This window comes from Streptomyces sp. BBFR51 (assembly GCF_044591655.1).
Taxonomy (GTDB): domain Bacteria; phylum Actinomycetota; class Actinomycetes; order Streptomycetales; family Streptomycetaceae; genus Streptomyces.
Map to the genome: position 1 here is coordinate 6,113,632 of NZ_CP172448.1, position 15,327 is coordinate 6,128,958.

At 72.8% G+C, this 15,327-nt stretch carries 12 protein-coding genes and 1 pseudogene; 11 read left to right on the forward strand and 2 right to left on the reverse strand.

Going from position 1 to position 15,327, the window contains the following annotated elements:
* The first annotated feature begins 40 nt into the window (after positions 1–40).
* Entirely contained in the window at positions 41–490 is a 450-nt protein-coding gene (locus tag ACGH7X_RS28075) for a DUF4190 domain-containing protein (RefSeq protein WP_399889670.1), read from the forward strand.
* A 30-nt stretch (positions 491–520) separates the two neighbouring features.
* Here the strand turns inward: ACGH7X_RS28075 and ACGH7X_RS28080 are convergent, their stop codons facing one another.
* A complete protein-coding gene (locus tag ACGH7X_RS28080; RefSeq protein ID WP_399889673.1) occupies positions 521–1,477 on the reverse strand; it encodes an AraC family transcriptional regulator in 957 nt (318 codons plus the stop codon).
* Positions 1,478–1,623: 146 nt separating this feature from the next.
* Between ACGH7X_RS28080 and ACGH7X_RS28085 the strand changes: the two genes are divergently transcribed.
* The 10 genes and pseudogenes from ACGH7X_RS28085 (at position 1,624) to trpC (ending at position 14,082) form a co-directional block, all read left to right on the forward strand.
* Positions 1,624–2,916: an FAD-dependent monooxygenase gene (locus tag ACGH7X_RS28085; RefSeq protein WP_399889676.1), complete on the forward strand. Its 1,293-nt coding sequence runs from the start codon at positions 1,624–1,626 to the stop codon at positions 2,914–2,916.
* 107 nt (positions 2,917–3,023) lie between these two features.
* Positions 3,024–4,523, forward strand: coding sequence for a 4-hydroxyphenylacetate 3-hydroxylase family protein (locus ACGH7X_RS28090; RefSeq protein WP_399889679.1), 1,500 nt, complete (start codon positions 3,024–3,026; stop codon positions 4,521–4,523).
* Entirely contained in the window at positions 4,510–5,946 is a 1,437-nt protein-coding gene (locus ACGH7X_RS28095) for an MFS transporter (RefSeq protein WP_399889682.1), read from the forward strand. The genes ACGH7X_RS28090 and ACGH7X_RS28095 overlap by 14 nt, the downstream gene beginning before the upstream one ends.
* Positions 5,947–6,024: 78 nt before the next feature.
* Entirely contained in the window at positions 6,025–6,942 is a 918-nt protein-coding gene (locus ACGH7X_RS28100) for an SDR family oxidoreductase (protein WP_399889685.1), read from the forward strand.
* A 102-nt stretch (positions 6,943–7,044) separates the two neighbouring features.
* Entirely contained in the window at positions 7,045–8,409 is a 1,365-nt protein-coding gene (locus ACGH7X_RS28105; RefSeq protein ID WP_399889688.1) for a polyketide synthase, read from the forward strand.
* A 185-nt stretch (positions 8,410–8,594) separates the two neighbouring features.
* Positions 8,595–9,704, forward strand: a complete 1,110-nt coding sequence (locus ACGH7X_RS28110; RefSeq protein WP_399897392.1) for a monodechloroaminopyrrolnitrin synthase PrnB family protein — start codon at positions 8,595–8,597, stop codon at positions 9,702–9,704.
* Positions 9,701–10,987: a flavin-dependent oxidoreductase gene (locus ACGH7X_RS28115; protein ID WP_399889691.1), complete on the forward strand. Its 1,287-nt coding sequence runs from the start codon at positions 9,701–9,703 to the stop codon at positions 10,985–10,987. The genes ACGH7X_RS28110 and ACGH7X_RS28115 overlap by 4 nt, the downstream gene beginning before the upstream one ends.
* Complete coding sequence (locus tag ACGH7X_RS28120; protein ID WP_399889694.1) at positions 10,984–11,631, forward strand: DsbA family protein; 648 nt, start codon at positions 10,984–10,986, stop codon at positions 11,629–11,631. Before ACGH7X_RS28115 ends, ACGH7X_RS28120 begins: the two co-directional genes overlap by 4 nt.
* Entirely contained in the window at positions 11,631–13,250 is a 1,620-nt protein-coding gene (locus tag ACGH7X_RS28125; RefSeq protein ID WP_399889697.1) for an FAD-binding oxidoreductase, read from the forward strand. Before ACGH7X_RS28120 ends, ACGH7X_RS28125 begins: the two co-directional genes overlap by 1 nt.
* Positions 13,247–14,082 (forward strand): annotated as a pseudogene (gene trpC / locus ACGH7X_RS28130) (indole-3-glycerol phosphate synthase TrpC). Before ACGH7X_RS28125 ends, trpC begins: the two are co-directional and overlap by 4 nt.
* Before the next feature lie 94 nt (positions 14,083–14,176).
* Here the strand turns inward: trpC and trpD are convergent.
* A complete protein-coding gene (gene trpD, locus ACGH7X_RS28135; RefSeq protein WP_399889700.1) occupies positions 14,177–15,235 on the reverse strand; it encodes an anthranilate phosphoribosyltransferase in 1,059 nt (352 codons plus the stop codon).
* Positions 15,236–15,327 lie beyond the last annotated feature (92 nt).

Consider the following 15,327-nt stretch of genomic DNA (forward strand, 5'->3'; position numbering starts at 1 on the left):
TCCTCTACGATGTCAAACGCCGACGAGGGGAGAGCAGTTCATGTCGCACACCAATCCCGGACCCGGGGGGTACGGGCCGCCGCCGCAGCCGGGCCAGCCGCCCGCCGGGGGATACGCCTACCCGCAGTCCGCGCCCGGGTACGGCTATCCGAACCCGGGGCCGTCGTACCCGGTCGCCCCTCCGGCCGGCTACCCGCAGGTCCCCGGCTACGGCATGCCGATGCAGCCGAGCAACGGCATGGGAACCACGGGACTGGTGCTGGGCATCATCGGCGTGGTGTGCAGTCTGACCTTCTTCCTCTGGATCTTCGGGGTCGTCCTGGGCGTCCTCGGGATCATCTTCGGTGCGATCGGCCGCGGCAAGGCCCACCGGGGCGAGGCCACCAACAAGGGCGCCGCGACCGCCGGGCTCGTGCTCGGCATCACGGCCACCGTGATCCTGCCGCTGCTCGGCATCCTCGCCTTCGCGAGCCTGATGAGCCTCGCCTGAGCCGGGATCTTCCCCGGGCGGCGGCGATCCTCACGTCGTGACGGGCACCGGGGCGGCCACACTCTTGTGCCCGGCCCGGTACGCGCCGGGCGTCATCGCGTACTCCTTGCGGAAGGCCAGGTGGAACCCCACCTGGCTGCCGTAGCCGATGAGCTGGGCGATCTCCTGGAGTGGCACGGAAGTGTCCGCGAGCTGTCGTCTGGCCTCCTGGAGCCGGCGCAGTGTCAGATGCCGCATGGGCGGCTGGCCGACCAGCTCCCGGAACAACTGGGCGAACACCGAGCGGGACATGCCCGCCTCGCGGGCGAGCGACTCGACCGTCCACGGGTTCCGGTAGGAGCCGTGGATCGCCATCAACGCCTTGCTGATGCCCGGATGGTGCAGCGCCTGGAGCGCGGGGGACTCGTCCGCCAACTGTTCCATGGCGATCCGCAGCGACAGGATGAACACCGTCTCGAAGGCGCGCAGCGTGACCAGCCGGGAACCGGGGGCCGTACGTCCCACCTCCGAAGGCAGCGACTCCAGCGTGCGCACCAGCAGTGACTCGCCCCGCAGGAAGTGCCGCCGGATCACGATGAGCCTGGGCAGCGCCGAGTACAGCACCGGTTCGCCGATCGCGCAGTAGCGCAGGCTCGCGCAGAGCATCTGCGTCCGGTACGGGGGGCTGCCGACGGTGACGGCCTGCGACCTGCCCGGCCGGAGTTGCGGAAGCAGCGCGGCCAACGGCGTCGCCGGGGCACCGGACTCGGCGGCGAAGGTGTGCGCGGTGCCGTGCGGAAAGACGGCCAGATCCCCCTCGTTGAGCATCACTGGCTCGGTATCGTCGTGGAAGCTGATGACACAACCACCACTGACCATGTAGTGAACAATTGCACAACTGTCGTCGTGTCCCTCGACCCCCCACTGTCCCCCGGCCTGCCAGGTGCTGTGGAACACGTCGGTCAGCCACAGCGGGCGCAGTACCTCGCTCAGCACGTCGTCATGCACGGACGATTCCTTTGTCGGCACTCCGGACGATCCTTAAACGGATTCGGCTCATGACTAATTGATCGTAGCGAGCCCGCCGAGAACCATGAGAGCCGAGCCGGGCTTTTGGCCGGTTTACGGAGCTGAGGTACTGGGGGACTCGTTCCATGGAGATCGTGATTGCCGGCGCCGGCATCGGCGGCCTGGTGGCGGCGCTGAGCCTGCACGCCGTCGGACTGCGAGACGTCCGCGTGCTGGAGGCGGTTCCGCGGATCCGCCCCTTCGGTGCGGGAGTGAACGTGCAGCCCAACGCGGTCCGTGAACTGGCCGCCCTCGGTCTGGCCGACCGTGTCGCCGAGGCCGGCACCGAACTGACGGGACTCAGCTACCACAATCATCTCGGGCAGCAGATCTGGCACGAGCCCCGAGGCCGGGCAAGCGGCTGCGCCTGGCCGCAACTGGCCCTGCACCGCGGTGCCCTCCAGTCGATCCTGGCCGACGCGGTACGCGACCGCCTGGGACCGGACGCCATCACCACTGACGCGCGGGTCACCGGATTCACCCCCCTCGACGGAGGCGGAACCGATGTGCTCCTCGCCCACCGCTCCGGAGAGCGGCCGGACAGCAGGACCCGCGCGGATGTGCTGGTCGGAGCGGACGGACTGCGCTCCGAGGTACGCCGGACCCTGTACCCCGAGGAGGGCGAGCCGCGTTCCAACGGCACGACGGTGTGGCGTGGGGTGAACCGGAGCGCGCCCTTCGAAGGGGGCCGGTCCATGGTCGTCATGGGTGACGGACGCTGGAAGGCGGTCGTCTACCCACTGGCCGAGCGCCGGGACGCCGACGGCCTGGTCCTCGTCAACTGGGCCGTGTCCCGCGCGGCGACGCCGGGGGGCGCGGAGGAGGAGCACGGGCCCGACGACGGGTTCCCCATGGCCGTGTCCGACTGGACCTGCGGTGACCTGCGGCTGAACGCGCTGCTCGCGGACGTCGATTCCGTCGGGTCCTTCCCGATGCTCGACCGGGACCCGCTGCCGCGCTGGTCGTTCGGCACGGTGACCCTGCTCGGCGACGCGGCGCACGCCATGGCGCCGATGGGGTCCAACGCGACGACCCAGGCCGTGCTGGACGCCCGCGGCCTCGCCCACGCCCTGGCGACGCACGACGATCCCGCCCGCTCCCTGGCCGCGTACGACCGCGACCGCCGGCCCCCGATGAACCGCCTGCAGTTGTTCAACCGGGCCAAGGGACCGGAGTTGGTGATAGATCTGGCCCAGGAACGGGCTCCGGAGGGGTTCCGGCGGGTCGAGGACGTCATACCGGCCGCCCGGCTCGCCCACGTGGCCGAGAGCTACGCGCGCGCCGCGGGTTTCGACGCCGAGTCCGTCAACGCGCCCTCGCCCTACGGCTGTCACCGCCCGCCGGCCGGACCGCACGCCCGGGCGGCCCGCGAGTCCTGAGGCCACCGGGCCCGCCCACCGGCCCGCACGGCCCGGCACCCGGACGCCCGTCCGGCCCCATCCGCACCGTCCACCACCAGTCATCGCACCTTCGTGTCAGGAGAGACATGACCCGCAGCGGCCAGGAATACCTCGACTCACTTCGCGACGGGCGGGCCGTCTGGCTCGACGGAGAGCTGGTCAAGGACGTCACGGAGCACCCCGCGTTCCGCAACACCGCACGGTCCATCGCCCGTCTCTACGACATGGCCCGCGAGCCCGGCCTGCGCGACGTCCTGACGGTCCGTCCCGACGGCGCCGACCCCTCGATGCTGCGCGCCTACCACGTACCACGGACCCGGGCCGAACTGGTCGACCGACGCAAGGCGTTCAAGACCTGGTCAGAAGCGAGCTTCGGCTTCCTGGGCCGGTCTCCCGACTACATGGCGGCCGGAATCGCCGGCTTCGTGTCCGCGCCGGACATCTTCGCCGGGGAGGGTTTCGACGGGCGGGACAACCTGGCCGCCTACTACCGCCGCATGACCGAGGGCAGCCTCTACCAGGCGTTCACCATCACCAATCCGCAGATAGACCGGACCAGGGCGGCCAGCGAGCAGGAGGAGGACGACCTGTACGTACGGGTCGTCAAGGAGCGCGACGACGGCATCGTGGTGCGCGGTGCCAAGATGATCGGCACCGGCGCGGTCTTCGGGGACGAGGTCATCGTCGGCACCATCGAACCGCTGCCCCGCCAGGACGTCGAGTACGCCCTTACCTTCTCCGTGCCCCTGGACACCCCGGGCCTGAAGTTCATCTCCCGCACCTCGTACGAGGCCCAGGCACGCAGCGTGTTCGACAACCCGCTCTCCGCCCGCTTCGACGAGAACGACGCGCTGCTGGTCTGCGACGACGTCTTCGTCCCCTGGGAGCGGGTGCTGACCTACCGCGATGTCGACACCAGCTTCCGGATGTGGTGGTTCACCCCCGCCTACAACAACTTCGTGCACCAGGCCGCCACCCGCTTCTGGACCAAGCTGGAGTTCCTCACAGGTCTGGCGATCCTGCTCGCCCGCGCCAACAACACGTACGCGCTGCCGCCCGTGCAGATGCAGATCGGCCGTCTCATGGGCTGGCTGAACATCGCGAAGTCCATGGTGGTGGCGGCCGAGACGACGTACGAACGCGTCGCCGGCGAGGGCAGTGCCGTGCACCTCAACAAGGAGATCGCCTCCGCTCACCGGGCCATGGCCGGAGACCTCTACCCGAAGGTGCTCGCCGAGATCAAGATGCTGGCGGGCGGTGGCCTCATCCAGCTCCCCGCCTCGGGCCACGACCTGACACACCCCGAGCTCGGACCGCTGGTGGCCAAGTACGTACGCTCTCCCGGCACCCCCGCCGAACAGCGGATCAAGCTCCTGAAGCTGGCCTGGGACGCGCTCGGTTCGGAGTTCGCCGCCCGGCACGAGCAGTACGAGCGCTTCTACCACGGGGCCCCGCACGTCTACCTGCCCGGCATCGTGCGCGACGGGAACCCGGACCTGCTGGCCGCGTTCACGCAGTCGTGCATGGACGGATACCAGCTGGACGACCTCCCGGACGACGGGGGTGCCCTCGATGGCCTCCGCTGACCGGTGGCGGGCGCTCGCGCTGCTCGCCTGCACCCAGTTCGTCCTGCTCCTGGACACGTCGATCATCAACGTGGCCGCCCCCTCCATCGGCGAGGGGCTGCACATCTCGCCCGCGGAGCTGTCCTGGGTGGCCAACGCCTACCTGGTGTCCTTCGGCGGGCTGCTCCTGCTCAGCGGCCGTGCCGCCGACCTGCTCGGCCGGCGGCGGGTGTTCCTCGCCGGTCTTGGTGTGCTGTCCGCCGCCTCCCTGCTGGGCGCCCTGGCCGGCGACGCCGCGCTGTTGATCACCGCTCGCGCCGTGCAGGGTGTCGGTGCGGCCATGGCCGCCGCGGCGGCGTTCGCCCTGGTGCTGGGCCTGTTCCCGGACGGTCCCGAACGGCACCGGGCACTGGGGGTGTTCGCCGCGATGGCGGGCGCCGGGGGCGCCGTGGGAACGGTGCTGGGCGGAGTGCTCACCAGCTGGCTCGGCTGGGAGTCGACCTTCGCGCTGAACGTGGTCGCCGGGGTCGCGCTGATGCTGCCCGTCCCCCGGCTGCTGCCGGGCGGCGCGGGCGGCGGACGCGAGCAGGGCTTCGACGTGCCGGGCGCGATCGCGGGCACGGTCGGTCTGGCACTGCTCGCCTACGCCGTCGTCAACGCGGGCGAGGCCGGGTGGCGGTCCACCGCGACGCTGGCCACCGGGGGCGCCGCGGTGGTGCTGCTGGTCCTGTTCGCCCTGGTGGAGCGCAAGGTCGCCCACCCCCTGGTCCCGCCCGCCGTGCTGCGTCGGCCCACCCTGCGACTGGCCAACATCCTGGCCGCCTTGTGGCAGATGTCGCTGTTCCCGATGTTCTTCCTGGTCAGCCTCTATCTCCAGGCGGTGCTCGGGCACGAGGCGGTGCTCGGCGGACTCGCCCTGCTGCCGCTGTGCGTGGTCGTCATCGCCGTCGCCTCGCTCGCGGACCGGCTGATCGGCCGCTTCGGTCTGCGGAGCGTCATGGCGGCCGGTTTCGTGCTGGTCGCGGTGGGCATGGCCTGGCTGTCCCGGATCTCGGCGGACGGCTCCTTCGTGTCCGACGTCCTGCCACCGACCCTGGTGCTCGGCATGGCCCTGCCGCTGGTCTCCATCACCACCAACGTCGCCGCGACCCTCGACACCCGCGAGGACGAGGCCGGCCTTGCCTCCGGGCTGGTCAACACCAGCCTCCAGTTCGGCTCCGTCATCGGACTGGCCGTGCTCTCCGGCGTCGCGGCCGCCCGCACCAACGCCTCGGACGCGGCCCACGACACCGCCCTGACCGAGGGTTTCGGGGCCGCCTTCCTGCTGGGGGCCGCCCTCGCCGTACTCGGAGTCCTGCTGTCCCTGCGGTTGCGGCTGCCCGCACCGCCGCAGTCGGCCGCTTCGGCGCCGTCCGCCGCCGGACAACGGCGTGCCGTGCCCTGATCCCGCTTGCCCGGTCCGGCCCGCCCGGGCCGCGACCGGTGCGCATACCCGAACCAACCACACGTCGAAAGGCACGACATGACACAAGAGCACCTCAAGCGCGTCCTGGTGACCGGTGCCAACGGATTCCAGGGCGGCGCCGTCGCCCGGTGGCTCGCCGGACAGGGGCACGACGTGCGGGGCCTGGTCCGCGACGGGGCCAAGGCCGCGAAGGAGGGTGGCGGGTTCACCCCGGTCCGCGGCGACCTGGGCAGCCCTGAGTCCCTCCGCGCCGCCTTCCGGGGCGCCACGCACGCCGTCGTCGTGATGCCGTTGGAGTACGACCCCGACACCGTCGCCGGTTATGCCCGCAACGTCGCCGACGCCGCGCGCGAGGCCGGGGTGCGCCGCATCGTCTTCAACACCAACACTCCCGTCCCGGACGAGACGACGGGGTACGCCGGCTTCGAGACCCGCCGCCGTGCCGAGGAGGTGCTGCGGGCCGGCGCGGTCCCGGTGGTCACCATCCGGCCGCCGGTATACCTGGAGAACCTCTTCAGTCCCTGGAACGGACCCGCCATCGTCAACGACGGCGTCCTCGCCTACCCGCTGCCCGCCGAGCAGCGCGTGGCCTGGATGAGTCACGAGGACCTGGCCAAGGTCGCCGCCCGGGCCCTCGACGACGACGTGCCCGCCGGCCAGGTGCTGCACGTCGGCGGCGCCGACGTCCTGACCGGGCCCGAACTCGCGGCGGTCTTCGGGCAGGCTCTGGGCCGCGAGGTCCGGTACCTGCCCCTGGAGGTCGCCCGGTTCGAGCAGGGACTCGCCGACCTGCTCGGCGCCCGGGCAGCGGCCGGCGTCGCCGGGATCTACCACCATGTCGGCGAGGGCCAGGCACCCGACCTGCTCGCCCCGCGCCCGGCGGCGGTGGAACAGGCGCTGGGCATCCAGCTCACCCCGGCGGTCGAGTGGGTCAAGGCGCAGCCCTGGGAGCACTGGACACACGCCGGCGAGTGATCCGCGGCCGGGCCGTCACCGGGGTACGGCCGCGCATCCGCGTGGCCGTGTCCCGGTGAGCGGCGCCGCCCGCACGAGATGACGGACAACGGGGGAAACAGAATGTCATTGCACAGCGCAGAACCGGACCACATACCCGAGGCGGCCCCGGTCGCCGTGATCGGAATCGGCTGCCGCCTGCCGGGCGCCCACGGACCGGAGCAGCTCTGGGAACTGCTCCGCTCCGGGCGGGACGCCACCAGCGCCGCGCCCGCGGACCGGTTCCCGGCCGCGGCGACACTGCCCCGGGGAGGCGAGCGGGGCGGCTTCGTGGACGGGGTCGAGGAGTTCGACGCGGCGTTCTTCGGCATCCCGGCCGGCGAGGCCGAGGCGATGGATCCCCAGCAACGCCTGCTGCTGCACACCGCCTGGGAGGCGCTTCAGGACGCCGGCCACGACCCGCGTTCCCTGACCGGCAGCCCCACGGCCGTCTACGTCGGCCAGTCGCACGCCGACCACTGGGACCGGCTGCGCGAGACCCGCGCCGGCAAGCTCGACCTGGACTGCCTGGCCGGCGGCCATCAGCGGTCCATGCTCGCCGGCCGGCTCTCCTTCCACCTCGGGCTGCACGGGCCCAGCGTCACCGTGGACTGCGCCCAGGCGTCCTCGCTGGCAGCCGTGCACCTGGCCTGCCTCAGCCTGCGCGCCGGCGAGTCGCCCATCGCGCTCGCGGGTGGCGCGAACCTCGTGCTCGATACCACCGCCACCGAGGTCTTCGACGAGGCAGGCGTACTGTCGTCCGACGGGCACTGCCGGTTCGGCGACAGCGCGGCGGACGGATTCGTCCGCTCCGACGGCGTCGCCGTCGTCGTCCTCAAGCCACTGGACCGGGCCCTCGCCGACGGCGATCCCGTGCGCTCGGTGATCCTCGGCAGTGCCCTCGGCCACGACGGCGCCACCAAGCCACGCGTCACCGACCCCTCCGGAACCGGCCAGTCACTGACGATGCGCCGGGCCTACCGCAGCGCCCGCGTCGTACCGGGCGACGTCGGCTACGTCGAGGCCCACGGAACCGGCACCAGGATCGACGCCGTCGAACTCGGCGCCCTCAACGACGTACTGTCCGAGGGCCGCCCCGCCGGCCGGCCCTGTCTGGTCGGCTCGCTCAAGTCCAACATCGGGCACTGCGAGGCCGCCTCCGGTGTCGCCGGGCTCATCAAGACCGTGCTCTGTCTGGAGCACCGCGAGGTGCCACCGACCCTGCACGTCGACGCACCGTCCCCGCTCGTCGACTGGAACCGGCTGCCACTGGTGCTGCCGGACTCCCTCCGGCGCTGGCCGGCCGTTGCGGGCAGCCCCGCGGTCGCGGCCGTCAACGGCCAGGGCATGTCGGGGGTCAACGCCCACGTCGTGCTCGGCCCGGGCCCCGCCGAACGCACCCGCCGGCACCCGCCGATCGGCGCCGCACCCGCACCACGCGGCAACTGACCACTCCGGCGGCGTCGCGCCCGCCACTCCGACACCTTCACCGTGCTTGCGCACGCCCTCGTCCGACCCGTCGTGGGCCAAGTGCCCCGCCGGCCGGTCGACGCGCCCGCGCGCCCCGGCACGGTGCCCACACCCCGATGTCCATGACCACCCGCGCCACAACTCGGGAGAGACCCTTGACCAGCATGCTCGGCATCGATCTCGGCAACTCCATACGTACGGCGGTGATCCGGGACCTGGACCCGCTCGCCGCCGACACCACCTGCTTCAACCTGCGGCAGTTCAACGAGGACGCCGACGTACCCGCTCTCACGGCGTCGCTGCGCGGCATGGTGCCCGGGCTCGACGACGTCGCCGGCTACTCCGTCGAGGCCTGCGTCGCGGCGATGCGGGACCTCGGCATGGTTCTCGGCTCGATCAAACGGCACGGACCGGAACCGGTGCCCCTGGCGCCGGAGGTGGTGCCGGTCCTGCACGAGCTGGGCCGTCGCACGGACATGGTGCCCCGGGACACCGTGCACCACTACACGACCTGGAACCCCGTCGGCGGGCGTCAGCGCATGTACACCGGCGACATCCAGGAGGCCTACCTCCAGGAATCCGTGCGGATGGTCTTCCCCCACCTGCGCGAGGCCCTGGAACTGGCCGGACAGCTCAGCGACACCGACGTCGCCGAGCCGAAGTTCGCCGACCTCACCCACGAACTGACGGGGCACGTGGAGCCGATGGTCTCCTCGATCGACATGGTCGTGGCCAACGTCAGCCCCGAGTTCTTCGCCCAGGACCTGCGGTCCTACTTCGAGGAGATCACCGTCGACGGGCGCGTCCTGCTCGGCCCGGCCGCCGCGCAGGTCCCGCTGTGGCTGATCGACCAGGCGGTGTGGGCCGCGGACCACAGCGAACCCGAGTACGAGGAGTTCCTGCGCGACTCGGTGCCCTACAGCCTCCCGCGCTGGCGCGAACTGTACGACCACTGGACGGGCTCCCCCTCGGTGGTGACACGGCTGGTCGCGGCATACGGTGACGACCCGGACGGGGCCGAGCGCCGGATGCCGGGACTGCGCCCCGCCGCCGAGGCGCTCGTCCGGCTGCTCCGCGTCATCCTGGTCTTCCGCGGCCGCCATCTCGGCATCGCCCGCAAGGCGTACGACGCCGACCTGCGGCTGTATCCCGTCGGCAGCGGTGGTGCGAGCGTGGATCTGCTGCGCCAGATCACCGACCTCACCCGTGCCACCGCCCAGCTCACCCGTCGCCGGGGCGCGTCCGCGGAGCGAGCCGAGCGGAGGCCGGCGTGACCATCGTGATCGCGGGCGCCGGAATCGGCGGCCTGACCACCGCCCTCGGCCTGCACGAGGCGGGCATCGACGACGTACGCCTGCTGGAGGCGGTACCGGACCTCCGGCCGCTGGGCGTGGGCCTCAACATCCTGCCCAACGCGGTGCGGGAGCTGGCCGAACTGGACCTGCTGGACGAACTGCTGGAGGTCGCCGTCCCGACCGGCGCCCTGGAGTACCGCAACCGTCACGGCCAGCTGATCTGGCGCGAACCGCGCGGCATGGGCGCCGGCTACCGCTGGCCCCAGCTGTCCGTGCACCGCGGCCGGCTCCAGGCGGTGCTGGCAGCGGCCGTACGGCGCCGACTGGGCCCCGAGGCCATCGTCACCGACGCCCGGGTCGAGGGGTTCGCACAGGGCGCGGACGGCGGGGTCGACGTGCACGTGCGTCACTCCGGCGCCGGGCGGCGGTCCGTGACACCGGCCGCAGCGCTGATCGGAGCGGACGGCATCCACTCCGCCGTCCGGGCCCACCTGTACCCCGACGAGGGCCCGCCGCCGTGGAACGGACTCGTGGTCTGGCGGGGCACCACCGTCGCCCCACCCTTCCTGGACGGACGCACGATGATCATCGCGGGCGACGACCGGCGACGAGCCGTGATCTACCCCATGTCCCCGCCCCAGGGCGGAGCGGGCGGCCCGGTCCTGATGAACTGGGCCGTCGCGCGGGCCGCCGACCCGGGAGCGGTCTTCGAGGACGCCGACTGGAACCGCGCCGTGCCCCCGGACAGCTTCCTGCACCACTTCGCCGACCTGGCATTCGACTGGCTCGACGTCCCCGCACTGGTCCGCTCCGCACAGGAGGCGTACGTCTACCCGATGGTCGACCGCGACCCCTTGCCGCGCTGGACCCACGGGGCGGTCACCCTGCTCGGCGACGCCGCCCACGCCATGTATCCGATGGGCTCGAACGGCGCGACGCAGTCCATCGTCGACGCCCGCGTGCTGGCCCGGGAACTGGCCCTGGCCGACACTCCGGCGGGCGCACTGGCCGCCTACGAGGCGGAACGGCTGCCCGCGCTGACCCGGATCCAGGCCAGCGCCCGCCGTCGCGGTCCCGAGGTCGTCATCGACCTGGCCCACGAGCGGGCACCCGGGGGCTTCGCGGACCCGGCCGACGTCTTCAAGGACGGCGAACTGGAGTCCGTGTCGGCGGAGTTCGCCCGGATCGGCGGCTTCGACCCGGAGACCGTCAACACCCGGCCGTCCCTGGCCGTCGCGGGCACCAATGGAGGCCGCCGATGAGGATCGACATCTGGTCGGACGTCTCCTGCCCCTGGTGCTACATCACCAAGCGCACCTTCGAACTGGCCCTGTCGGCCTCCGGACGCAGCGACGTGCACGTCGTCCTGCACCCCTACCAGATCGACGGCGAACTGCCCGCCCAGGCCACCCCCATGCTCGAGTGGCTGGCGGGCAAGTACGGCCAGGACCGTGCCGCGCGGATGAACAAGGAAGTCTCCGCCGCCGGACCGCGGCACGGCATCGCCTTCCGCAACGAGACCGGCTACGCGGTCAACACCCTCGACGCCCACCGGCTGCTGAGATGGGCCGGCCTGAGCCACGGGCGCCCCGTGCAGAGCCGCCTGGAAGAACTCCTGTTCGCCGCCTACTTCACGGAGAGCGCCGACATCGGCGACCACGGTGAACTGCTTGGGCGCGTCGAACGGGCCGGCCTCGACCGTGACCGGGCCGCGCGGCTGCTCGCCTCCGAAGAGGGTGTCACGGAGGTGCGCGCCGAGGTGCGCCGCGCCCGGGAACTCGGCGTCACCACCGTCCCCCGCTTCGACTTCGGCGGCGCCCAGCGTGTCGAGGGACCGCAGGAGGACCCCGCCGTCTTCCTGCGGGTCCTCAAGCCCGCGTCCGCCGCCACCCGAGGAGAACAGTGATGAGCACAGTCAGCCGCCGCTCCTTCGTGGGCGCCTCGGCACTGATCGGCACAGCCGCGGCGACCGGCGCGGTCGCCCACCCGGCCGCGGCCCGCGACCAGGGAGACGGGACGCGGCCCCCCATCGTCGTGGGCCCCGGCAGTCCCCAGTACGCGGACCTGGCCCGAGGTGTGAACCAGCGCTGGATCGGCACCCCGGACTGGATCGCGCTGCCCAGGTCGACCGCACAGGTCGTCGCGGCCGTCCAGGGGGCCGTGGATACCGGCCGCCGGGTCGCGGTCCGCGGCGGCGGACACTGCTTCGAGGACTTCGTCGGCAACAGCGGGGTCCGGGCCGTCGTCGATCTGTCCGCCATGAACGCCGTCGGCTACGACACCCGGCGCCATGCCGTGGAGGTCGGAGCCGGTGCGCGGCTCGGAGACGTCAACGAGCAGTTGTTCAAGCGCTGGGGAGTGGCACTGCCGGGTGGCTCGTGCCCCACCGTGGGCGTCGGCGGGCACATCAGCGGTGGTGGCTACGGCCCGCTGAACCGCACCCTCGGACTCACCGTGGACCACCTGCACGCCGTCGAGGTGGTGGTCGTCGGCTCCGACGGCACCGCGCGGGCCGTGGTCGCCTCCCGGGACGACCGGGGCGCGCTGCACGACCTGTGGTGGGCGCACACCGGCGGGGGCGGCGGCACCTTCGGCGTCGTCACCCGCTACTGGCTGCGCAGCCCGGGGGTATCCGGCTCCGACCCCCGGCGGGCCCTGCCCGCGCCACCCGCCGAACTGCTGGTCGCCACCGTGGTGTGGCCCTGGCAGGAACTGGACCAGGACTCCTTCGTCGCCCTGCTGAAGAACTACAGCGCCTGGCACGTCGCCCACAACGCCCCCGGCGACCCGGAGGCCGACCTCTACAGTCACCTCGCCGTCTTCCACCGCTCGGGCGGGTCGGTGGCGCTGAACGTCCAGCTGTCCACGGAGCACGGCGACCCGGACCGGCGGCTGGACGCCTTCCTCGCCTCGCTGGGGCGCGGGGTGGCCGCCCCGGCCCGGACCGTGGAACGCCACCGGCTGCCCTGGCTGATGGCCACCCAGTGGTCCGGCTTCGCCGACCGTCCCAGCGGCAAGCGCATCAAGGGCAAGTCCGCCTACCACCGCACGGCCTTCGACGACGCCCAGGCCCAGGCCCTGCACCGCCAGCTGACCCGCGCCGACTACGACCACCCCGGCAGCGGCCTGCTCATCGCGCCCTACGGCGGCCAGGTCAACGCCGTCGCACCGGACGAGACCGCGCTGGCCCACCGGGACAGCGCCCTGATGCTGATGTACGTCAGCGAGTGGACCGCCGCCGCCGAGGACGAACGGCACGTGGGCTTCCTGCGTGACCTCTACGAGGACGTGTACGCGGCCACCGGGGGCGCCCCGGCACCGGGACGCGACACCGCCGGCGCGTACGTCAACTACGCCGACACCGACCTCAAGGACCCGCGCCGCAACCGGTCGGGGGTGTCCTGGCAGGAGCTGTACTTCGGCGCGAACCACGCCGGGCTGCGACGGGTCAAGGCGCGCTGGGACCCGAGGGACGAGTTCCGGCACGCCCTGTCCGTGCGGCCCGCGGGACGGGGGAAGCGATGAGCGTGCTCACCTCGATCATCGAGGGCGTGCGCGCCGACCTCGCCGAGCGGCGCCGGACCGTGTCCCTGGACGCGGTGCGGGACCTGGCCGTGTCGGCGGGGCCCGCGCCCGACGCGGCGGCGGCGCTGCGCTCACCGGCCGGACTGCGGGTGATCGCCGAGGTCAAGCGGGCCAGTCCGGCCCGCGGCCGGCTCGCCTCCCTCGGCGACCCCGGGGCGCTGGCCGCCTCCTACGCGGCCGGGGTGCGGCGGCCGTAAGCGTGCTGACCGAGCGACGACGGTTCGAAGGGTCGCTCGCCGACCTGGACGCCGTCCGCTCCGCGGTGCCGCTGCCGGTACTGCGCAAGGACTTCGTGGTCGACCCCTACCAGGTGTGGGAGGCCCGTGCGCACGGCGCGGACCTGGTCCTGCTGATCGTGGCGGCCCTCGAGGCGCCGCTGCTGACGGAGCTCATGGCGGTGGCGGGCGAGGCGGGGCTGAACGCCCTCGTGGAGGTGCACGACGAGGCGGAGGCGGAACGGGCGGTGGCCGCGGGGGCGCGGCTGGTCGGTGTCAACGCACGGGATCTGCGGACCCTGCGGATCGACCCCGACGTGTTCGCGCGGGTCGCCCCCGGGCTGCCGCACGACGTCGTCCGGATCGCCGAGTCCGGGGTGCGCGGACCCGAGGACGCGGCCCGCTGCGCACGGCTCGGCGCCGACGCCGTCCTGGTCGGCTCCTCCCTGGTCACCCACGGGGACCCGGGCGCGGCCGTGGCGGCGCTCGTCGAGGCCGGGCGCTCCGACCGACCGGCCGGCGCCACCGGGGCCGAAACGGCCGGCGCCCTCCCATGACAGGACGTGCGGACCACCCGGTGTCCGGGAGCCTCGCCGGGCTCCCGGACACCGGGTGGTCGTCCCGGATCACGCCGGATCCGGGACGACCGTCTCACCGCGCCCCGGCCCGCTTGCCGGTGACGGCCGCCCACCGCTCCAGCACCCCGGCCGCGGCCCCGGAGTCGATGGCCTCGCGGGCCTGCCGCACCCCGTCCGCGAGCCGTTCGGTCAGCGGCGCCGACGAAGGGTCCAGCGCGGCCAGACCGGCCGCCGCGGAAAGCAGTACCGCGTCGCGGACGGGCCCCGACGCCCCGTCGAGGACCTCGCGGGCGACCCCGGCGTTGCGACGTCGGTCGCCACCGCGCAGCTCCTCGGGACGGGCGAGCCGGAACCCGAGGTCACGGGGGTCGAACACCTCTTCCCGCGCCTGGCCCCGCTGGACCGTCCACACCCTGGACGTCGTCGTCACGGTCAGCTCGTCCATGCCGTCGTCGCCGCGGAAGACCAGGGCGGACACCCCGCGCCGGGCCAGCACCCCGGCCACGGGCGCGAGGGCGTCGGCGGCGGCCACTCCGACGGCCTGCGCCGTGGGTCCGGCCGGGTTGCACAGCGGACCGAGCAGGTTGAACACGGTGCGCACCCCCAGCTCCCGTCGGGGCGCGGAGGCGTGCCGCAGTGCCGGATGGAAGACGGGAGCGAAGCAGAAGGTGATGCCCGCCTCGTCGGCGACCTCCGCCACCTCGTGCACCGGCAGGTCGAGCACCACGCCCAACTCCTCCAGCACGTCCGCCGAACCGCAGGAGGAGGAGGCCGAACGGTTGCCGTGCTTGACGATCCGTGCGCCGGCCCCCGCCGCGACGATCGCCGACATGGTGGAGATGTTCACGCTGTGCGAGCCGTCACCGCCGGTGCCCACGATGTCCAGCGACGGACCGGCCACCCGCAGTGGCAGCGCATGCCGGAGCATCGCCCGGGTCAGCCCTTCCACCTCCTCGGCGGTCTCGCCCTTGGCGCGCAGCGCCACCAGCAGCCCGGCCAGCGCGGCGGCGCCCACCTCACCCGCCATGATCTGTTCCATGGCCCAGTCGGTCTCGTCGGAGACGAGGTCGTGCCCGTCCAGCAGCGTGTCGATCAGAGCGGACCATTCGCGAACCCTCGGCCGTGCGGTCACGGAATTCTCCTCATCGGCGCCGAATTCATGCCTCCGTCCATTGTCGAGACCCGCGGCGTCGTACGGCAGACCAATTTTTGGTGACGCATGCG